The organism is Streptomyces xanthii, assembly GCF_014621695.1.
Lineage (GTDB): Bacteria > Actinomycetota > Actinomycetes > Streptomycetales > Streptomycetaceae > Streptomyces > Streptomyces xanthii.
Window position 1 is genome coordinate 6,664,774 of record NZ_CP061281.1, and the last position, 20,817, is coordinate 6,685,590.

The window sequence follows — 20,817 nt, forward strand, 5'->3', positions numbered from 1 at the left end:
GGCTCCGTCAGCTGGGCGTCAGGTGTGCTTCAGCCGGCCGCCGGCCCCGCCGTGTCCCCGTATGTTCTCGGGGGCGCGGCGGGCCGCACGACGGGCCCGGCGCCGCTCTCTGCGCAGCTGCCGGGCCGTGCTGGCGGGGGCGGAGACCACCCCGTTCCGCTGGTTCCACACCTGGCGGGTCACCCAGACGTCCAGGACGCCCCAGGTCGCGACGACGGTGCTGCCGACACTGCTGAGGACCATGGGGAACGCGAGCCACGAGTCGGCCAGGGTGCACAGCACGGCGATCACGGCCTGAATCAGCGTCAGCGCCACTATGAGCACGGCCCGCACGGCGGCCGTCCGCACCGGATCGGGCATGCGCCGCCTCGCCGCCGGCTCCTCGACCCACAGCTCCCTGCGCCCTGCCGTGCCCATCGCCACGTCACTCCCCACCACTTCCAGACGCCGCCCGAACCGATGGTGCGCATCGGCACTGCTGAGTGACTGCCCGGTTTGCTCCGATTCACGCCGCCTCGGCGGCCCCTGCCCCGCATCGCTCGTGATCTGTGCCGGTGACCCGCGCCCGTGATCCGTGTTCGCGATCTCTGAGTACGACGACCGACGCCCGTGAAAGATTCCCGAATCCGGACAACTGGCCGACTCCACAGGACAGGAGCGAAGGATTCCGGCCAACCGGCCGGACAAGCGGACGGATCTTGTTCGATCGGCCGTGGTCGATCACGGGCCGCAATCTCCCGCAATGCCCGGACAACTCCCGATGCCCCCAAGGCCGTTCGGCCGAACACCATCCGGACAGGTCTTCGAGATGGTGCCGAGGCAGTAGTAGGCTCGCGCCGTTTGTTGACGCACATGTGTGCCCCCTGACCGCGGGGGCGATCTTGGGGGAGGCCATGCGCTTTCGCGGGAAGTCGATCCGCCGGAAGATCGTGGCGTTGCTGCTGGTGCCGTTGTTGTCCCTGACCGCCGTCTGGGCCTTCGCCACCGTCATCACGGGCCGCGCCGCAGTACAGCTCGTCACGGCGGGGAAGATCACCGACTCGCTGGCGATCCCGCTGGTCGACACCAGCCGCTTCCTCCAGGACGAACGGCGCCAGACCCTCGTCTATCTCGCGGACCCGCGCGCCTCCGAGGCCCAGTCCGCGCTGCGCGCCAAGCGCACCGCCTCCGACGAGGCCCTGTCCGACTTCAAGGAGCGGGCCCGCGACGCCGGCGCCCGCGACGACCTGGACGACCGGACCCGGGCCACCCTCGACGCCGCGGTCGAAGGCTTCGAAGGCATCGAGTCCCTGCGCCGCAACGTCGACGAGGGCACCGTCACCCGCGTCCAGGCCCTCGACTTCTACACCCGGCTCATCGCGCCGACCTACGAGTTCCTGCTCGACCTCACCGCGCTCGACGACGCGGTCCTCGAGCGCGAGGGCCGCGCCCTCGCCGGCCTCGTCCGGGCCCGCGAACTCCTCTCCCAGGAAGACGCCCTGGTCGGCTCCGGGCTCGTAGCCCGCCGCCTGACCCGCCTCGAACTGCGCCAGGTCTCCGACCTCGCCGCCCAGCGCACCCTGCTCTACGACACCAGCCTCGCCCTCCTGCCCGGCGACGAGCGCGCCCGCTACGAGCGGTACTGGAAGAGCCCCGACACCGCCCCCCTGCGCACGGCCGAGAACGTGGTCGTGAAGGGCATGCCCGGCGTCCCGCGCGGAGTCACCGCACAGAGCTGGGACCAGGCCGCCGGCACCGTCCTCGGCGACCTCGTCGACCGCGACCAGGCCGCCGGCGACCGCTACCAGGAACGCGCCCGCCCCACCGTCCTGAAGATCTTCTTCCTCGCCGGCGTCGCCGGAGTCCTCGGCCTGCTCGCCCTGCTCTTCTCCCTGTTCCTGTCGGTCCGCATCGGCCGCAGCCTGGTGCGCGACCTGCGCCGCCTGCGCCAGGAGGCCCACGAGGCGTCCGGCGTCCGGCTCCCGAGCGTCATGCGCCGCCTCGCCACCGGCGAGGAGGTCGACATCGAGACCGAGGCCCCGCGCCTCGAGTACGACAAGGACGAGATCGGGCAGGTCGGCCAGGCCCTCAACACCCTCCAGCGGTCCGCCGTCGAGGCCGCCGTCAAGCAGGCCGAACTGCGCCGCGGCGTCTCCGAGGTCTTCGTCAACCTCGCCCGCCGCAGCCAGGTCCTGCTGCACAAGCAGCTCACCCTGCTCGACACCATGGAGCGCCGCACCGAGGACACCGACGAACTCGCCGACCTGTTCCGCCTCGACCACCTCACCACCCGCATGCGCCGCCACGCCGAGGGCCTCGTGATCCTCTCCGGCGCCGCCCCCTCCCGCCAGTGGCGCAAGCCCGTCCAGCTCATGGACATCGTTCGGGCCTCCGTCGCCGAGGTCGAGGACTACGAGCGCATCGAGGTCCGCCGGCTGCCCCGCATCGCCGTGACCGGACCGGCCGTCGCCGACGTCACCCACCTCGTCGCCGAACTCCTCGAGAACGCCACGGTGTTCTCCCCGCCGCACACCGCCGTCCAGGTCCTCGGCGAGCGCGTCGCCAACGGGTTCACGCTGGAGATCCACGACCGCGGCCTCGGCATCCCGCCCGACGCCCTGCTCGACGCCAACCTGCGGCTCGCCGAGACCCCCGAGTTCGAGCTCTCCGACACCGACCGGCTCGGCCTCTTCGTTGTCAGCCGCCTCGCCCAGCGGCAGAACGTCCGCGTCTCCCTCCAGCCCTCCCCGTACGGCGGCACGACGGCCGTCGTCTTCCTTCCCGACGCGCTGCTCACGGACGACGCCCCGGACACCGAGGGCGCCGGCTTCCGGCTCGACCGGCCCGACGCGGCGCGTCGCGCACAGAGCATGAAGCGCGGCGAGCGGACCGGCGGCCGCGACGGACTGCCCGGCCTGCCGCCCTCCGTGCTCGACGGCCCGGTGGAGCTCGAAGCCCCGCTGGCCACCTCCGACATGACGGACTTCCCCGGCGCCCTCGGCGACGAGGACAGCGAGCGCGGCGGCCTCTTCCGCCCGCGCCGCCCCGTCGCCGGACCGGCCGGCGAGCAGCACCAGAAGGCCGAGGAACCCGAGCGGGACCGGGCCGGGGACGGCGAGCGCGCGGACGCGCCCGGCGGACTGGTGGCACTGCCCCGCCGCCGCACGCCCAAGCTCGTCAGCTCGCACGGCCGTCCCGTCACGCACGACCGCCCCGGCGACCGGGACCGCGACCGCGCCGCCGAGCCGGGCGAGCGGCACGACCGTGACGGCGACCGGCGCCGCCCGGAGCCCCTGCGCGGCGGACCGGTCCGCGGCGCGGCCGAGCCGACCCCGCTCGGTGACCTGCCCCGCCGCAGGGCCCGCGCCGCCGAACCGGTCCGCGAGACCCCGGCCGCGACACCCGCACCGGCGCCCGACCCGCAGGGCCCGCAGGAGCAGACCTCCGGGGCGCTGCCGCGCCGCGTGCGCCAGGCCAGCCTGGCACCGCAGTTGAAGGACGGACCGGACCGGCGCGGCGACCGCGCCCCCGGCCGCGAGGAGACCGCCTCCGCCGATCCCGCCGACCGTGACGCCGACGAGGTGCGCAGCCGTATGGCCTCGCTCCAGCGCGGCTGGCGGCGGGGCCGGGCGGAGAACGCCGCGAGTGCCGGCTCCGACGGCACAGCACAGGGAACGACATCTGAGGGGGACGGTCGATGACCGCACCGAAGGCCGGCGCACCGACCACGAACGGTGGCTCGAGGGAGCTCAACTGGCTCCTCGACGACCTGGTCGAACGCGTCGCCGGCATCCGCAAGGCGCTCGTGCTCTCCGGGGACGGACTGCCCACCGGGGTCTCCAAGGACCTCGAACGGGAGGACAGCGAGCATCTCGCCGCCGTCGCCTCCGGCTTCCACAGCCTCGCCAAGGGCGTCGGACGCCACTTCGACGCGGGCGGTGTCCGGCAGACGGTCGTCGAGCTCGACGACGCCTTCCTGTTCGTCACCGCCGCCGGTGACGGCAGCTGCCTGGCCGTCCTGTCCGACTCGGACTCCGACGTCGGCCTCGTCGCGTACGAGATGACCCTGCTGGTCAAGCGGGTCGGCGCACATCTCGGGGCCGCGCCGCGCACGGATCTGCCCGGTGGGGGGTAACGGGTCCGTATGAGTGCAGACGGTCAGGGGACGCAGGAGACGCACCACTGGTTCGACGACGAGGCAGGGCCCGTGGTGCGCCCGTACGCCATGACACGCGGCCGCACCACCAGCGCGGCCCAGCATCGCCTCGACCTGATCGCGGTCGTCGTCGCGGAACCCCGCGCCGACGACCCGGCGACCGACCACACCCTGTCGCCCGAGCACGTCGAGATCGTCCATCTGTGCCGGGACCGGCCGCAGTCGGTGGCGGAACTCGCCGCCGAACTCGACCTCCCCATAGGCGTCGTCAGAGTGCTGATAGGCGACCTCGTCGGCGAGGAGCTGGTCCATGTGACCCGCCCCGTACCGCCGGCGGAGCTGCCCGACGAGAGCATTCTGCGCGACGTGATCAACGGCCTGCGCGCTCTGTGAACCACCCGCGGGCCCGGTGAAACACAACCCCGACAGGAGAGACACCCCATGATCTTCGGGCGTTCCGCGCGCGGCGCGGCCCCGGTCGAGCCCGTCACGCTCAAGATCCTGGTGGCCGGCGGCTTCGGCGTCGGCAAGACCACCCTCGTCGGCGCCGTCAGCGAGATCAGGCCGCTGCGCACCGAGGAACTGCTGAGCGAGGCGGGCCGGCCCGTCGACGACACCGCGGGTGTCGAGGGCAAGCACACCACCACCGTCGCGATGGACTTCGGGCGGATCACCCTGCGCGAGGACCTCGTCCTCTACCTCTTCGGCACGCCCGGCCAGGACCGCTTCTGGTTCCTGTGGGACGAGCTCGCCACCGGCGCGCTCGGCGCGGTCGTCCTCGCCGACACCCGCCGTCTGGAGGACTGCTTCGCCGCCGTCGACTACTTCGAACGGCGCGGCATCCCCTTTGTCGTCGGCGTCAACTGCTTCGAGGGCGCGGCCCGTTACCCGGCCGACACGGTGCGCCAGGCGCTCGACCTGGACCCGGGCGTCCCCGTGCTGCTGTGCGACGCGCGCGACAAGGAGTCCGTGAAGGACGTCCTGGTCGGCGTCGTCGAGCACGCCGCGGCGACAGCGGCCGGCCGCCGGAGCGCCGCGGCCGCCGTCCCCACGTAGACCCGCGCCCGGGCCTCGCGCCCTAGGGCGTGTCCTCCTCCAGCCAGCCGAAGCTCTTCTCCACCGCCTTGCGCCAGTTGTGGTACTCGCGGTCACGGGTCCGGGCGTCCATCGCGGGCGTCCACTCGACGTCCCGCTGCCAGTGCGCCTTGAGTTCGTCCAGGTCGTTCCACACGCCGGTCGCGAGCCCGGCCGCGTACGCCGCTCCCAGACAGGTCGTCTCGGAGACCCGCGGCCGGATCACCGGCACGTCCAGCACGTCCGCCTGGTGCTGCATCAGCAGATGGTTCTTCGTCATGCCGCCGTCGACCTTCAGCGTCGTGATCCGCACGCCCGAGTCCTGGTACATGGCGTCCACGACCTCACGGGTCTGCCAGCTCGTCGCCTCCAGGACCGCCCGCGCGAGGTGCGCCTTCGTCACGTACCGGGTCAGGCCCGTGACGACACCGCGCGCGTCCGAGCGCCAGTACGGGGCGAACAGGCCGGAGAACGCGGGCACGATGTACGCCCCGCCGTTGTCCTCCACGCTCGCCGCGAGCGTCTCGATCTCGTCGGCGCTGCGGATGATGCCGAGCTGGTCGCGGAACCACTGCACCAGCGCCCCGGTGATCGCGATCGACCCCTCCAGGCAGTAGACCGGCGCCTCCGAGCCGATCTTGTACCCCATCGTGGTGAGCAGCCCGTTCTTCGACGGCACCGGCCGGCTCCCGGTGTTGAGCAGCAGGAAACTGCCCGTGCCGTACGTGTTCTTGGCCGTCCCCGTGTCGTAGCAGGCCTGCCCGAACACGGCCGCCTGCTGGTCGCCGAGCGCGGACGCCACCGGCACGCCCGCGAGCTGCCCGACGGCCGTGCCGTACACCTCGGCGGAGGAGCGGATCTCGGGCAGGACCGCCTCGGGCACGTTCATCGCCGCGAGGATCGACGGGTCCCACTGGAGGGTCTCCAGGTTCATCAGCATGGTGCGCCCGGCGTTGGTGACGTCGGTGACGTGCACCCCGCCGTCCGTGCCGCCGGTCAGGTTCCAGATCAGCCAGGAGTCGATCGTGCCGAAGGCGATCTCGCCGCGCTCCGCCCGGGCCCGCAGCCCCGGCACCTGGTCGAGCAGCCAGGCCGCCTTGGGCCCGGAGAAGTAGCTGGCCAGCGGGAGGCCGGTCTGTTCGCGGAAGCGGTCCTGGCCGTCGGCGCCGCCCAGTTCGTTGCAGAGGGCCGAGGTCCGGGTGTCCTGCCAGACGATCGCGTTGTGCACGGGGCGGCCGGTGGCGCGGTCCCACAGCACCGTCGTCTCGCGCTGGTTGGTGATGCCGAGGGCGCTGAGCTGGTCGGCGCGCAGCCCGGCCCGGGCGAGGGCGCCGGCGACGACGGCCTGCACCTTGGACCAGATCTCGGTCGCGTCGTGCTCGACCCAGCCGGGCTTCGGGAAGATCTGACGGTGCTCGCGCTGGTCGACGGCGACGATCGCGCCGTCCTGGTCGAAGACGATGCAGCGGCTCGAGGTGGTGCCCTGGTCGATGGCGGCGACGTACTTCACGGGTTCTCCCTCCGGGCGTACGTGCTCGGAACTGCTCAGGACTGCTCAGAACGCGAGGTTGTAGACGACCCCGGACAGCGCTCCGCCGATCAGCGGGCCGACGACGGGGACGTACGCGTAACCCCAGTCGGACGTCCCCTTGTTGGGGATCGGCAGGAAGGTGTGGACGATGCGCGGGCCGAGGTCGCGGGCGGGGTTGATGGCGTAGCCCGTCGGCCCGCCGAGCGAGAGGCCGATGCCGACCACGAGGAGGGCCACGACGAGCGCCTGCGTGCCCGACTCGCCGAGCCCCTTGGTCAGGCCGAACGCGAGGATCGGCAGCACGAGGCCCATCGTGGCGATGATCTCGGTGAGGAGGTTCGCGACGGGGTTTCGGATCTCGGGGATCGTGGAGAAGATGCCGAGCGTGGGCGTCGGCCCGTCGGGCTCCTTGTCGGTGTGCACATTGGCGTTGAACTGGGCGAGGTAGACGAGGTACGCGAGGACGGCGCCCAGCATCGCGCCGACCATCTGGCCGAGGACGTAGACCCAGACCTTGTCCCACTTGCCGGTGTCGATGGCGATGCCGAGCGTCACGGCCGGATTGAGATGGCCGCCGGACAGCGGCGCCGCGGTGTACGCCCCGGCGAGGACGGCGAAGCCCCAGCCGAACGCGATCACGATCCACCCCGAGGCCTTCGCCTTGGAGTGCTTGAGGGTGACGGCGGCGCAGACGCCCGCGCCGAACAGGATCAGGATTCCGGTGCCGATGACCTCACCGAGGAAGATGTCTCCGTTGCTCATGGCGGCTCCTAGGCCCTCACCCGGGGCGGGCGGTCGCGCCCCGGTCCTCCGTGCAGGGCGCAGTCGGGATCACACCGGGGGAGCGGGCCCCGCGGGACAGAAGAGGGGGCCGTGACGCGGCGGAGCCGACTGACACCGGGAAGTGTTCACCGGGGCCAGGGGAGCGTCAAGGTCGCCGACCGCACGGGATGCGCGAGGTGCGGCGGGGGACCGGGCAGAGGGTCGGGTGCGGGTGCTTCTACGGTGAAGTGGCGTGCCCGGTACGGGATTTGGCGCGGGCCCTCGCCGGATCGGCAGGGGCCCGCGCCTTTCCCTCAGGAGGCCGGGCTCACCTCAGGAGCCGGGGCTGCTCGCCTCAGGAGCCGGGGCTCGCCTCGGGCTCCGGGGCTCCGCTCAGCTGCCGGGGCTCGCCTCGGGTGCGGGCGCCTGCTTCAGGTGCCGCGCGAAGAACCGGGCCGCATCCTCCCCGGCGGACTGCGGGACGCCGGTGTGCCCGCCCATGTTGGCGTTCAGCGTCTTCTCCTTCGAGGCGAAGGCGTCGAACAGGTCGAGGGCCGCCTGACGGTCGTTCCCCTCGTCGTCCCACTGCAGCAGAACGTGCAGCGGAACGGTGACCCTACGGGCCTCCTCGAAGATCACGGCGGGGACGAAACTGCCCGCGAACAGGCCGGCGGCCACGATGCGCGGGTCGGTCGCGGCCAGGCGGACGCCGATCGAGATCACGCCACCGGAATACGCCACCGGGCCGCCGATCCCGGGCAGTTCGAGCAGCGCGTCCATCGTGGCCCGCCATTCGGGAACCGCCTGGTCGACCAGGGGCAGGATCAGGTCGTCGACGATCTCGCCGCTCACCGGTTCACCGGCCTCCAGAGCGCGGCGCAGGCCGGCACGTGCCCGGTCGACGACGGGCAGCCGGGGCCGGTCACCGCTTCCGGGGAGCTCGATGGTGGCGGTGGCGAAGCCCTCCGCCGCGGAGTACCGGGCCCGGCCCAGCAGGCGGGGGTACATCCGGTCCAGTCCGAGCGGGGGGTTGCCCAGCAGGATCAAGGGGACCGGTGCGGACACGTCCGCGGGTGTCCAGAGGATGCCGGGGATGTCGCCGAGGGTGAACCTGCGCTCGACGACGCCGTCGTCGAGCCGCTGCTCAGAAGTGAAGTGCAAGGTCTGGTGCATGGTCGTGCCTTTCGGGAAAGCGCGTGAGACGGCGCTCCCGGACGACCTACCGCCCGACCATGACCCCGGAGAGGAGCACCCATGTCGATACTGTGTTCACGGGTACCACCTCCTTGTTCTCCGGCACGGCCACCGGAAACGTAGCAGCGGCCGCGACGGTCCGCCAAACGGATTTTCCGCGGCTCGGCCGGCGCGGCGGCGACCGGCGCCGCCGCGCCCCACCTCCCGTTCGGAACAGCAGGGCTCCGCATCGGAACGGCACGGCGTCAGCGCACGGCGACCACCGACGACCCGTGCCCGAAGAGCCCCTGGTTCGCTGTCACCCCGACCCGCGCCCCCTCCACCTGCCGGTCCCCGGCCGCCCCGCGCAGCTGCCAGGTCAGCTCGCAGACCTGGGCGATCGCCTGCGCGGGCACCGCCTCGCCGAAGGAGGCGAGGCCCCCGCTCACGTTCACCGGTATCCGGCCGCCGAGCGCCGTCGCCCCGTCCCGCAGCAGCTTCGCGCCCTCACCCGCGTCGCACAGCCCGAGGTCCTCGTACCACTGGAGCTCCAGGGCCGTGGACAGGTCGTAGACCTCCGCGAGCGACAGGTCCTCGGGGCCGATCCCCGCCTCCTCGTAGGCGGCGCGGGCGATCGACGCACGGAACCCCGGCCCCTGCGGCTCCGCCCCGGCCGCCGAGTCCGTGGCGATGTCCGGAAGGTCCGGCACCGTCGTCGGATAGGTCGGCGTGACCGTGGAGACCGCCCGGATCCGCACCGGGTCCCGCACCCCGCGCCGCCGCGCGAACTCCATGCTGGTGAGGACCAGCGCGGCCCCGCCGTCCGACGTCGCGCAGATGTCGAGCAGCCGCAGCGGATCCGCGACCACGGCGGACGCCGCCACCTCCTCGGCGGAGACCGTCTTGCGGTAGCGCGCGTTCGGATTCAGCGTCCCCGCCGCCGCGTTCTTCACCTTGACCCGCGCGAAGTCCTCCAGGGTGTCGCCGTGCAGCGCCATGCGCCGGCGTGCGTACAGCCCGAAGTACGCGGGGTTCGTCGCCCCGAGCACCCGGAAGCGCAGCCAGTCCGGATCGTCCGGCCGGTCACCGCCGGCCGGCCGGAAGAAGCCCTTGGGCGCGGCGTCGGCGCCCACCACGAGCACCACGTCCGCGAGGCCCGCGAGAATCTGCGTCCGCGCGGTGCTCACCGCCTGCGCCCCCGAAGCGCAGGCCGCGTACACGCTGGTCACCCTGGCGCCCTGCCAGCCGAGCGCCTTCGCGAACGTCGCCCCCGCCACGTACCCCGGATAGCCCCCGCGCACCGTGTCCGCGCCGACCACGGACGTCACGTCCCGCCAGTCGAGACCGGCGTCGGCCAGCGCCGTCCGCGCCGCCGCCGTCCCGTACTCCACGAAGCTGCGCCCCCACTTGCCCCACGGGTGCATGCCCGCACCCAGCACCGCCACGTCCCCGGTCATGCCCGCACCCCCGTCGGCCGCCACTGCCACGTCGTCCAGACCGTCCCGCTCTCGTCGTCCCCCTCCTCGCCGAGCACGCCCGGCACGACCTCCACCTCCATGCCGACCTCCAGATCGGCCACCGACACCCCTTCGACCCCCTGGCCCAGCACCACCATCCTCTCCGCGGCCAGCTCCACAGCGATCAACGTGCGGGGCTCCCACGGAAGTTCCGGGTCCGAGACGTACGGCGCCGGCGGCCGGTAGCGGCCGTCGGTGTACGACCAGACGCGCCCGCGCCGCGACAGCGGGACCTCCACCAGCTCCCCGCCCGCACAGGCCGGATTGCGGCACAGCCCGTCCTCGCGGGGGAAGAACACCGACGCGCAGGCGGCGCAGCGCGTCCCCAACAGCCGGAAGTCGTCGCCCTCTCCGGTGAACCAACCGGCCACGACCGGTGTACGCGTACGCCCCACAGTGCCTCCCCGGCAGCGAACATCTGACGGAACGTCAGAAGTGTGCCACGGGCAACCGTCGGGCGGCAGGGGGCGGCGGAAGCCGGCCGAGGTTCGGCAGGGGAGCGGCAGAACCATGCGGCGCCGTTCGGCGTCCGTGTAACGGGGAGGGCGCGACCGGGATCCACGGGGGTGGTTCCGGTCGCGCCCTCCGTCCGTGCCGGGGCCGCTAAGCGGTCAGTTCCGGCCGGCCAGCGACTTCCGCGAGACGGGGAAGTCGAAGTACGTGTCGGGGAAGAGCTCGGGCTTGTACGTGTAGTGCCACCACTCCTCCGGGAGGTTCACGAATCCCTGCCCCACCAGGGCGTCACGCAACAGGTCCCGGTTGGCGCGCTGCACGCCCTGGATGCGCGGATCGTCGGTGTGCGCGAGCGTGTCGAAGCAGTCGAACCCGGTGCCCATGTCCACCGAGTTGTCCGGGAACCGCTCGGCCTGCGGCCCGTAACAGGGGGTCAGTTCCTCCCCGGGCACGTACGCGCGCGTGGGCAGCGCCGGCAGCTTCACGAGCGTCAGATCGAGCGTGGAACCGCGGCTGTGCCCCGACTTGGCCGCGATGTAGCCGTCGTCGAACAGCCGCGTCTTGTCGACATGGGGATAGAACTCAGGCTTCATCCGCTGGTCACCCAGATCCTCGGCCCAGCGCACGAAGTGATCCACCGCCCGCTGCGGCCGGTAACAGTCGTACACCTTCAGCGAGTAGCCCCTCTTCAGAAGCCCCGTCTGCGCCTTGTGGAGCGCGTTCGCCGCCGGACGCGTCAGGATGCACATCGGCTTCTTGTAGCCGTCCACCGGCTCCCCGACGAAGTTGTGCTCCGTGTAGTAGCGCATCTCCTGGATGATCGTCGGATCGACCTCGCTGAGCGCCACGAACTCCTTCGGCGCCTTCGGGTCGGGCTTCGCCTGCGCGGCGGACGGCGCCACGGCCACGCCGAGCAGCGCGGCTGCGGTGACGGCGACGAGACGCCGCAGAACGGTTCCGGTTCGAGTCATGGCCCAGCGTCTACCAGGAAGCGGCCGCTCGGGGGAAGACCGGCGGGAGCGATCGAGTGCGGGGCGATCGGATAAAGTCCGCGCCGTGTCCGCATCGACGACCCACCCCACAGCCTCGACCCCCGTACCGGGCTCCCACTGTTCGAGCTGCGGAGCCCCCTACGAGACCGGCACGCACGGCTGGCCGCGCACCTGCCCGGCCTGCGCCACCGTCGTCCACCGCAACCCCCTGCCGGTGGCCGTCGCCCTGCTGCCCGTCCACGACACGTCGGGCACCGCCCTCGTGACGATCACCCGCACCATCCCGCCCGCGCTGGGGAGGACCGCCCTGCCCGGCGGTTTCATCGACGACCACGAGGACTGGCGGCACGCGGTCGTCCGCGAACTGGCCGAGGAGACCGGCATCGTCGCCCCGGCACGCGAGGTCCGCCTGGCCGACGCGATGAGCGCGCCCGACGGCCACCTGCTCCTCTTCGGCCTGCTGCCCGAACGCCCGGTGAGCGAACTGCCGCCCAGCACCCCGACGAACGAGACCACAGGCTGGCAACTCCTGCGTCGCCCCACCGAACTGGCCTTCCCTCTCCACACGGCAGCCGCGAAGGCCTGGTTCGAGGGCCGCTACAGCTGAGGTCGGCGAAGCGGCGCCGCTCCGCAGCCCGCCGCAGCCGGCCGTGCCGGTCTGAAGCTGCCCGATCCGCCCTGGGCCGCACACCGCGACCCTGAAGGCGTTGCCACGGCCGTGCCGGAGAGCGCTCCGACCCTGCTCCGCGCGGGCCAGTGACGGCACTTCACATCCCCCGCACCCGCGTCGCACACGTCCCCGGACCCGACGCCTTCCTTCCCCGGGCGGGAGACACGCCCCAGCGCGGCCTCACGGGCCCGCTGAGGCCCGCTCGCGCTCCCTCACACCCCCCGAACCCGCACCGGATACGCCACCGGCCCGGCCCCCTCCTCGCCGACGTCCCCCGCATCCGGCTCCACCACGACCCGCCCCCCGCTCCACCGCGTCCGGAACCGCTCGATCACCGGCTCCTCCCAGCCGTCCCCGGGGTCCGCCACGACGACACCGCTCCCCGTCGCCCCGCGGACCGGAGCCCACGCCTCCAGCACCAGACCGCCGTCTTCACCGCGCACCGGAATCACCGCTCCCGCCCGCGCGAGCACCGGCACCCGCGACAGCGGCGCCTCCACCGTCACCAGCCCCGGCCCCTCGAACACCGCTCCCGTGGCCGTGTCGTACCAGCGCCCCCGCGGCAGCCGCACCCGCCTGTGCCGCGCCCCCGGCTCCGTCACCGGCGCCACCAGCAGGGCGTCGCCCAGCAAGAACGCGTCCTCCACGTCCCGCAGCGCCCGGTCCTCCGGAGCGCCCCACCACAAGGGCCGCACGTAAGGGGCCCCGCTCCGCTGCGCCAGATGCGCCAGCGTCACGAAGTACGGCACGAGCCGATGCCGCTCCTCCAGCGCCACGCGCGCGTGCCCGAGCACCTCGTCGCCGAACGTCCACGGCTCCCGCCGGCCCGCCCGCAGCGCGGAATGCGTACGGAACAACGGCAGAAACGCCCCCAGTTGCAGCCAGCGCAGGTACAGCTCCGGCGACGGATGCCCGTCGAACCCGCCCACGTCGGGCCCCGAGTACGGCACCCCGCACAACCCGAGCCCCAGCACGAGCGACAAGGAGGCGCGCAGTCCGGGCCACCCCGAGACGACGTCCCCGGACCACGTGCCCCCGTAGCGCTGCATCCCGACCCAGCCCGACCGGGAGAACACGAACGGCCGCTCCCGGGGCCGGAGTCCGAGCAGCCCTTCGTAGCCGGCCCGCGCCATGCACAGCCCGTACACGTTGTGCGCCTCCTGATGGTCGCCACCGCGCCCCTCCAGGGCGTGTCGTGACGACCGGGGCAAGGTGGTCTCCCCGAAGGCGGCGAACGACACCGGCTCGTTCATGTCGTGCCAGAAACCGGCGAAACCCTGCGCCAGCCGCTCCTCGTACAACCCGCCCCACCAGGCGCGCACCCGCTCCGCCGTGAAGTCCGGGTACACCGACTCACCCGCCCACACCACCCCGCGCGCCGGCTCCCCGCCGGCGTCCCTCACGAAGGCGTCCAGCGCCCGCCCGCCCTCGTACACCGCGCCACCGGGCCGCGCCTTCACCGCCGGATCGACGATCGACACCAAGCGCACACCCTGGTCGCGCAACTCCTCCGCCAGGAACGGCAGCGCGGGAAACCGCTCCTTGTCGACCGTGAACACCTCGTGCGCCGCCAGGTGGTCGATGTCCAGATGCACCGCCTCCAGGGGCAGACCGCGCTCCTTGTAGCCGGCGACGACCCGGCGCACCTCCTGGGCGTGACCGAAGCCCCATCTGGCGTGCTGATAGCCGAGCGCCCAGGAAGGCGGCACACACGGTGCCCCCGTCAGCTGCGTCCACACCTGCAGCACGCGCGCGGGGGTGCCCACCACCACCCAGCAGCGCAGCGGACCGCCGTCCATCCGCAGCTCGGACGTCCCGGCCCGGTCGTGCCCCGACCCCGCGCCCTCGCCCCCCTCGCGCAGGCTCACCACGCCGTCCCAGGTGCTGTCGTGGAACACCAGATGCGTCCCCGCGTCGGCCACGACCAACTGCACCGGCATCGTGATCGACAGCGGATCGTCACCCGGCCCGAACGAACCCCCGGGATCCGTGTTCCACAGCCGGTACGTCCCGCCCCGCAGCCGCGGCCCCGACGCCCGCCCGCCGAGCCCGAAGAACCGCGCGTCCGCAGCCACCTCCGACCGCTGCACCCAGCGCGCCGCACCCCCGCCCTCCGGCTCCCACCACCGGGGCGGCAGATCCCGCCGCAGCGTCACCCCGCCGGGCGTGCACACCTCCACGGCGCCGTGCCGGGACACCACGACGGTCACCCGCTCGGACACCACCCGCCAGCCGCCGTCCTTGTCGGGCTCGAGAACCGCCCGCGGATCCGCCTCGGGGCACACCCCGGCCAGCGCGTACGACGGACCGGGCTCGGCCCCGTCCCAGCCCCAGAAGACGGCCCCGCCGACCGCGACCCGGATCCGCAGCGCCGACCGGGCGAACCGCACCACCCCACCGCCGGGCTCCGGCTCGGCCCCGACCACCGCCCCCGGCACCCGCGCCCGCTCCGGACCCCGCGCCGCCAACCCCGCCGCGTCCGCCCGCCGCCGCCGCCAGGACGCACGGACGGCCCGCAGCCACTGGACGGAGCTGGCCGACGCCACCGCCGAGGGAACCGCAGAAGGAACCGCCCTCACCGAGCGCACCAGGTCACGACCGTTCATGCTGCTCACCCTGCCATCGGCGCGCCCCCGCGCGTGTCGCGTTCAACTCCCGTTCATCCGTGGTGCCGCCACATCTTCACGACAGGGACTATGTGGGGTCCGCCCTGGTGCGGAAGTCGATCACATGGCATCGTCCTGTCAGCCGCGTCACGCGCACACCCCAGCCGTGCGCGCGCCAAGGACGCACACGCCGCGTACATCCCGGGAGCCGCCCCATGTCCACCGCGAACCCCACCCCGCTCTGGCAGCCCGACCGGCAGCAGATCGCCGACGCGCAGGTCACCCGGTTCCAGACCTGGGCCGCCGAGCACCACGGAGCACCCGCCGAGGGGGGCTACGCGGCCCTGCACCGCTGGTCGGTCGCCGAACTGGAGACGTTCTGGAAGGCCGTCACCGAGTGGTTCGACGTGCGCTTCACCCACCCCTACGCGCGCGTGCTGGGCAGCCGCGCCATGCCCGGCGCCGAATGGTTCCCCGAAGCCACGCTCAACTACACCGAGCACGCCCTGCGCACCGCCGACGACCCCGCCCGAGCCGACACCCCGGCCATCCTCCACGTCGACGAGACGCACGAACCGCGACCCGTCACCTGGGCCGAGCTCCGCCGCCAGGTCGGCTCGCTCGCCGCGGAACTCCGCGCCCTCGGCGTCCGCCCCGGCGACCGCGTCAGCGGCTACCTGCCCAACATCCCCGAAGCCGTCGTCGCCCTCCTCGCCACCGCCGCCGTCGGCGCAGTCTGGACCTCCTGCGCCCCGGACTTCGGCGCCCGCAGCGTCCTCGACCGCTTCCAGCAGGTCGAACCCGTCGTCCTCTTCACCGTCGACGGCTACCGCTACGGAGGCAAGGAGCACGACCGCCGCGACACCGTCGCCGAACTCCGCGCCGAACTGCCCACCCTCCGCGCCGTCGTGCACATCCCGCTCCTCGGCACCGACGCCCCCGAAGGCGCCCTGGAGTGGTCCGCCCTCACTTCGGAGGACGTGGCCCCCGTCTACGAAGAGGTGCCCTTCGACCACCCCCTGTGGGTGCTCTACTCCTCCGGCACCACCGGCCTCCCCAAGGCCATCGTCCAGTCCCAGGGCGGCATCCTCGTCGAGCACCTCAAGCAGCTCGGCCTCCACTGCGACCTCGGCCCCGGCGACCGCTTCTTCTGGTACACGTCCACCGGCTGGATGATGTGGAACTTCCTCGTCTCCGGCCTCCTCACCGGCACCACGATCGTCACGTACGACGGCAGCCCCGGCTACCCCGAGACCGGCGCCCAGTGGGCCATCGCCGAACGCACCGGCGCCACCCTCTTCGGCACCTCCGCCGCCTACGTCATGGCCTGCCGCAAGGCCGGCGTGCACCCCTCCCGCGACCACGACCTCTCCCGCGTCAAGTGCGTCGCCACCACCGGCTCCCCGCTGCCGCCCGACGGCTTCCGCTGGCTCCACGACGAGGTCCGCGACGACCTCTGGATCGCCTCGGTCAGCGGTGGCACCGACGTCTGCTCCTGCTTCGCCGGCGCCGTCGCCACCCTCCCCGTCCACATCGGCGAACTCCAGGCCCCCGGCCTCGGCACCGACCTCCAGGCCTGGGACCCCGACGGCAACCCCCTCATCGACGAGGTCGGCGAACTCGTCGTCACCAACCCCATGCCCTCCATGCCGATCCGCTTCTGGAACGACCCCGACGGCAGCCGCTACCACGACAGCTACTTCGACACCTACCCCGGCGTCTGGCGCCACGGCGACTGGATCACGCTCACCTCACGCGGCTCCGTCGTCATCCACGGCCGCTCCGACTCCACCCTCAACCGCCAGGGCGTCCGCATGGGATCCGCGGACATCTACGAGGTCGTGGAGCGCCTCCCCGAGATCCGCGAGTCCCTCGTCATCGGCCTCGAACTCCCCGACGGCGGCTACTGGATGCCCCTGTTCGTCCACCTCGCCCCCGGCGCCGCCCTCGACGACGACCTCCGCGACCGCATCAAGCGCGCCATCCGCGAACAGCTCTCTCCGCGCCACGTCCCCGACGAGATCATCGAAGCCCCCGGCGTCCCGCACACCCTCACCGGCAAGCGCATCGAGGTCCCCGTCAAGCGCCTCCTCCAGGGCACCCCGCTCGAGAAGGCCGTGAACCCCGGCTCGATCGACAACCTCGAACTCCTCAAGTTCTACGAGGACATCGCCCGCAAGCGCGCCTGACACCACCCACCCGCACCTGGCCGACCCCACGGCCGGGTGCGTTGTCAGTACCCCCGATTACTCTGAGTGAGCATTGATCGACCGCGTGCACACAGCGTGAACTCAGGGGGAATCATGACGCACACACAGCCCACCCGGAACGGCCGCACCACGAGCCTGCGCACCGCGCTGCGCCAAGAGGTCGCCGGCACCATCGGCCTCCTGGCCGACGAGCAGGACTTCTCCGCGATGCGGCGCTACCGCAGCTTCACCTTCGACGACCACAAGACCTACCTGCGCCAGGTCGAAGGCCTCCTCAAATCCCTCGCCGCGAAGGGCGGCCACACCACCGTCGCCCTCTTCGACCCCGACGAGTACGAGGAGTACTGCGCGGAGACCGGCCTGGAACCGGACACACCGGCCAGCCGCACCCGCTTCACAGCGGAACTCGCAAGCGTCGGCCCCGCCATCGCGTACGAGGGACAACCCCTGGACGACCTCGTGCCCGAACTGGTCGACGAGGCCGTCCGCCAGGCGACCTGGCAGTACGCGTCCACCACCCTGTCCCACATCGGCCCCTGCGCCGGATGCGGCCAGGACATCGGCCGCGCCGCCTTCGCCCGTGCCTCCTACCTGATCGCCCGCGCCGTCGACAGCGTCGGCTCCGGCGCCCACCACTGGGTCGGCAGCGTCCCCACCACCCAGGGCATGCTCCACGCCGTCCTCCACGTCGATGCCACCGAACCCGGCACCGTCACCCTCGACGAGACCGAGGCCATGGAGCTGACGACCCTCCTGGCCCTGGCCATCGCGCACGGGAACGCCTGCGCGCTCGTCGTCCGCACCACGACGGGGGACACCCAGCGGATCTACGGCTGGCGCCTCAAGGACGAACGCCTCGAACCCCTGCCGGCCGCCCGCGTCTTCGACGCCTACTGCAACGACACCGAATCCGGAGACCTGACCGCCCCGGAACCGGGCGTCGACTACTGCACCGCACCCGACATCGCCGACGCCGGCCCCGCAGGCCCCCACTGTCACTGAGGGGACAAAAGACGTGGGGCGTTCCACCGAACGGTGGAACGCCCCACGAGAACGGGCCGACGGCGACTACTCGCCGGACAGCACCGCCTGAGCCGCATGCCGCGCCTCTTCGGCCGACTCGGCGGCACGCGCGGCAGCCGCCGCACGCTCACACTGCGCCAGCGTGTACTTGGCGAGCGTCGCCCGCACGTACGGAATCGACGCCGCACCCATGGACAGGGAGGTGACACCCAGACCGGTCAGCACACAGGCGAGCAGCGGATCGGACGCCGCCTCACCACACACGCCACAGCTCTTGCCCTCGGCCTTCGCTGCATCGGCGGACAGGGCGACCAGGTCGAGCAGCGCGGGCTGCCACGGGTCCTGCAGCCGAGACACCGCACCGACCTGACGGTCGGCGGCGAAGGTGTACTGGGCCAGGTCGTTCGTGCCCAGCGACAGGAACTCGACCTCCTGCAGCACCGAACGGGCACGCAGCGCGGCGGACGGGATCTCCACCATCGCGCCGAACTTGGCCTGCAGCCCGGCAGCACGGCACGCGTCGGCGAACGCCTTGGCGTCCGCACGGTCGGCCACCATCGGAGCCATGACCTCGAGGTAGACGGGCAGCCCCTCGGCCGCCTTCGCCAGCGCGGTCAGCTGCGTCCGCAGCACCTCGGGGTGGTCGAGCAGCGAGCGGAGCCCGCGCACGCCGAGCGCCGGGTTCGGCTCGTCGGCCGGGGTGAGGAAGTCCAGCGGCTTGTCCGCACCCGCATCCAGCACACGCACCACGACACGCCCCTCGGGGAACGCCTCGAGCACCGCGCGGTACGCCTCGACCTGCTTCTCCTCGGAAGGAGCCTGCTTGCTGTCGTCCAGGAACAGGAACTCGGTCCGGAAGAGACCGACACCCTCGGCACCCGCCGCGACAGCCGCCGGCACGTCCGCCGGACCGCCGACGTTGGCGAGCAGCGGCACCTTGTGCCCGTCCGACGTGGCACCCGGACCGGTCGAGGCGGCCAGCGCGGCCTTGCGCTCGGCAGCCGCGGCCTCGAGAGCGGCACGCTTCTCCGGAGTCGGATCCACGAAGATCTCACCGGTGCTGCCGTCGACGGCGATCACGGTGCCCTCCGCCAGCTCACCGGCACCCGGCAGAGCGACGACGGCCGGCACTCCGAGGGCACGGGCCAGGATCGCACTGTGGCTGGTCGGCCCGCCCTCCTCGGTGACGAAGCCGAGCACGAGCGCCGGGTCGAGCAGCGCGGTGTCCGCAGGAGCCAGATCGCGGGCGATCAGCACGTAGGGCTCATCGCTGTCCGGCACACCAGGCATCGGGACACCGAGCAGCCGGGCCACGATCCGGTTCCGCACGTCGTCCAGGTCGGCCACACGGCCGGCCATGTACTCGCCGGCACCGGCCAGGAGCTCCCGATAGTGCGAGAACGCGTCGTAGATACCGCGCTCCGCGGTGCTGCCCACGGTGATCCGACGGTCGACGTCGGCGATCAGCTCCGGGTCCTGAGCGATCATGGCCTGCGCCTCGAGCACCGCCTGGGCTTCGCCACCGGCCAGATTGCCGCGCGCAATCAGGTCGGCCGCGACAGCCTCGACGGCCTGGCGGGCACGACCCTGCTCACGCTCGGCCTCCTCCGGCGGGATCTGCTTGGCCGGCGGCTCGAGCACCGCAGTACCCATGTGCCGAACCTCGCCGACCGCCACCCCGTGGCTCACGCCGACGCCTCGCAGCGTTGTCTCCATTTCACCCGTCTCCGATAGCGCGGCGGGCCCAGCCGCCGCGATGGTTGTACTGCCGGCCGTCAGTGACTCCGTCGTCACTTCCAGCCGAACAGCGCGTCACCAGCCTTGAGGTCGCCGTCCTCGACGACATCGGACAGGGACTCGGCGGTCGCCTCGAGCGCGACGACCGGGCACACCGGCGACTTGCCCGCGGCCTCGACGGCGGCGGGGTCCCAGCGGACCACGGCCTGACCGCGCTGGACGGTGTCGCCCTTGTTGACGAGCAGCTCGAAGCCCTCGCCGTTCAGCTGGACGGTGTCGATACCCAGGTGCGTCAGCACACCGTGACCCGCTTCGTCCACGACGACGAAGGCGTGGGGGTGGAGGGACACGACGATGCCGCTGACGGGTGCGACTGCCTCGGAGGGCTCGCGCACGGGGTCGATGGCGGTACCGGGGCCGACCATCGCGCCGGAGAACACCGGGTCCGGAACCGCGGTGAGTCCGATGGCGCGTCCTGCAAGAGGGGACGTCACACTGGTCATGGCAAGCCTCCCAGGGGGGCAGAGAGTCTGTGATCGCCGTCGCTGCCTGTCCTGGACGGCGTACTGTTCAAGAGCGTAAGTCATGGAAAGTCCCGGTTCGCCCGGGAGCTACCGGTTGGCTGACGTAGAAGTACGACGCAAACGATTTGCGCCGAACCCGGCGTCACGTGTACCTTCGTACCCCTGCCCGGGAGCAGTCGACGCCCTTGAGCGCCCTGCCTCCTGGCAGCGTCTACCGAGCCGAAGCTTAGCCGTTGTCTAGACCACTGCGCCTGCATGTCCGCAGGAGGGTGGTCAGAGGGCCGAGAAAAGACTGGTAGAGTTCGATCTCGCCGAAAGGGAAGCGCGAAAGCGGATCCCGGAAGGCAAAAGCAGGAAAACTTCCGAGGAAATCGGCCGGTGAAACGGTCTGATAGAGTCGGAAACGCAAG

17 protein-coding genes are annotated in these 20,817 nt (G+C 72.3%); 7 read left to right on the top strand and 10 right to left on the bottom strand.

The annotated features are described in order from the left end of the window. Positions 1-18: 18 nt before the first annotated feature. Positions 19-546 (bottom strand): hypothetical protein, encoded by a 528-nt coding sequence (locus IAG42_RS30070; protein WP_384628290.1) that lies wholly within the window; start codon positions 544-546, stop codon positions 19-21. A gap of 347 nt (positions 547-893) precedes the next feature. Between IAG42_RS30070 and IAG42_RS30075 the strand changes: the two genes are divergently transcribed. Genes IAG42_RS30075 through IAG42_RS30090 form a run of 4 tightly spaced genes read left to right on the top strand, consistent with a single transcriptional unit; the run spans position 894 to position 5,191 of the window. Further along, entirely contained in the window at positions 894-3,680 is a 2,787-nt protein-coding gene (locus tag IAG42_RS30075) for a sensor histidine kinase (protein WP_188340096.1), read from the top strand. Then, positions 3,677-4,114, top strand: coding sequence for a roadblock/LC7 domain-containing protein (locus IAG42_RS30080; protein ID WP_188340097.1), 438 nt, complete (start codon positions 3,677-3,679; stop codon positions 4,112-4,114). Before IAG42_RS30075 ends, IAG42_RS30080 begins: the two co-directional genes overlap by 4 nt. A gap of 9 nt (positions 4,115-4,123) precedes the next feature. Further along, complete coding sequence (locus tag IAG42_RS30085) at positions 4,124-4,528, top strand: DUF742 domain-containing protein (RefSeq protein ID WP_188340098.1); 405 nt, start codon at positions 4,124-4,126, stop codon at positions 4,526-4,528. Between the two features lie 48 nt (positions 4,529-4,576). Then, on the top strand, positions 4,577-5,191 hold the full coding sequence (locus tag IAG42_RS30090) for a GTP-binding protein (RefSeq protein ID WP_188340099.1): 615 nt from the start codon (positions 4,577-4,579) through the stop codon (positions 5,189-5,191). 22 nt (positions 5,192-5,213) lie between these two features. On the opposite strand, the gene glpK is transcribed toward IAG42_RS30090, so the two are convergent. From glpK to IAG42_RS30120, 6 genes are all read right to left on the bottom strand, one after another. After that, positions 5,214-6,719 carry a glycerol kinase GlpK gene (gene glpK, locus IAG42_RS30095; protein ID WP_188340100.1) on the bottom strand — a complete coding sequence of 502 codons (1,506 nt, stop codon included), beginning with the start codon at positions 6,717-6,719 and terminating at the stop codon, positions 5,214-5,216. A 45-nt stretch (positions 6,720-6,764) separates the two neighbouring features. Continuing rightward, complete coding sequence (locus tag IAG42_RS30100; RefSeq protein WP_188340101.1) at positions 6,765-7,502, bottom strand: MIP/aquaporin family protein; 738 nt, start codon at positions 7,500-7,502, stop codon at positions 6,765-6,767. Between the two features lie 393 nt (positions 7,503-7,895). Further along, on the bottom strand, positions 7,896-8,663 hold the full coding sequence (locus IAG42_RS30105; RefSeq protein ID WP_188341676.1) for a dienelactone hydrolase family protein: 768 nt from the start codon (positions 8,661-8,663) through the stop codon (positions 7,896-7,898). Positions 8,664-8,941: 278 nt separating this feature from the next. Further along, entirely contained in the window at positions 8,942-10,132 is a 1,191-nt protein-coding gene (locus tag IAG42_RS30110) for a lipid-transfer protein (RefSeq protein ID WP_188340102.1), read from the bottom strand. Beyond that, positions 10,129-10,587 (bottom strand): Zn-ribbon domain-containing OB-fold protein, encoded by a 459-nt coding sequence (locus tag IAG42_RS30115; protein ID WP_223206209.1) that lies wholly within the window; start codon positions 10,585-10,587, stop codon positions 10,129-10,131. Before IAG42_RS30115 ends, IAG42_RS30110 begins: the two co-directional genes overlap by 4 nt. Before the next feature lie 216 nt (positions 10,588-10,803). Next, complete coding sequence (locus IAG42_RS30120) at positions 10,804-11,616, bottom strand: M15 family metallopeptidase (RefSeq protein ID WP_188340104.1); 813 nt, start codon at positions 11,614-11,616, stop codon at positions 10,804-10,806. Between the two features lie 85 nt (positions 11,617-11,701). Between IAG42_RS30120 and IAG42_RS30125 the strand changes: the two genes are divergently transcribed. Next, positions 11,702-12,244, top strand: a complete 543-nt coding sequence (locus IAG42_RS30125; RefSeq protein WP_223206210.1) for an NUDIX domain-containing protein — start codon at positions 11,702-11,704, stop codon at positions 12,242-12,244. Between the two features lie 275 nt (positions 12,245-12,519). Here IAG42_RS30125 and IAG42_RS30130 read toward each other — a convergent pair whose 3' ends face one another. Then, the gene (locus IAG42_RS30130; RefSeq protein WP_188340106.1) at positions 12,520-14,913 is read right to left on the bottom strand and encodes a glycoside hydrolase family 31 protein; all 2,394 of its coding nucleotides are present in this window, start codon (positions 14,911-14,913) and stop codon (positions 12,520-12,522) included. Positions 14,914-15,128: 215 nt separating this feature from the next. Between IAG42_RS30130 and IAG42_RS30135 the strand changes: the two genes are divergently transcribed. Together IAG42_RS30135 and IAG42_RS30140 are read left to right on the top strand one after the other, a co-directional pair. Next, on the top strand, positions 15,129-17,102 hold the full coding sequence (locus IAG42_RS30135; RefSeq protein WP_188340107.1) for an acetoacetate--CoA ligase: 1,974 nt from the start codon (positions 15,129-15,131) through the stop codon (positions 17,100-17,102). 114 nt (positions 17,103-17,216) lie between these two features. Continuing rightward, on the top strand, positions 17,217-18,125 hold the full coding sequence (locus IAG42_RS30140; protein WP_188340108.1) for a hypothetical protein: 909 nt from the start codon (positions 17,217-17,219) through the stop codon (positions 18,123-18,125). A gap of 66 nt (positions 18,126-18,191) precedes the next feature. Here IAG42_RS30140 and ptsP read toward each other — a convergent pair whose 3' ends face one another. Continuing rightward, complete coding sequence (ptsP, locus tag IAG42_RS30145; RefSeq protein ID WP_188340109.1) at positions 18,192-19,862, bottom strand: phosphoenolpyruvate--protein phosphotransferase; 1,671 nt, start codon at positions 19,860-19,862, stop codon at positions 18,192-18,194. A 74-nt stretch (positions 19,863-19,936) separates the two neighbouring features. Then, positions 19,937-20,386, bottom strand: a complete 450-nt coding sequence (locus tag IAG42_RS30150; protein ID WP_188340110.1) for a PTS sugar transporter subunit IIA — start codon at positions 20,384-20,386, stop codon at positions 19,937-19,939. Positions 20,387-20,817: the final 431 nt, after the last annotated feature.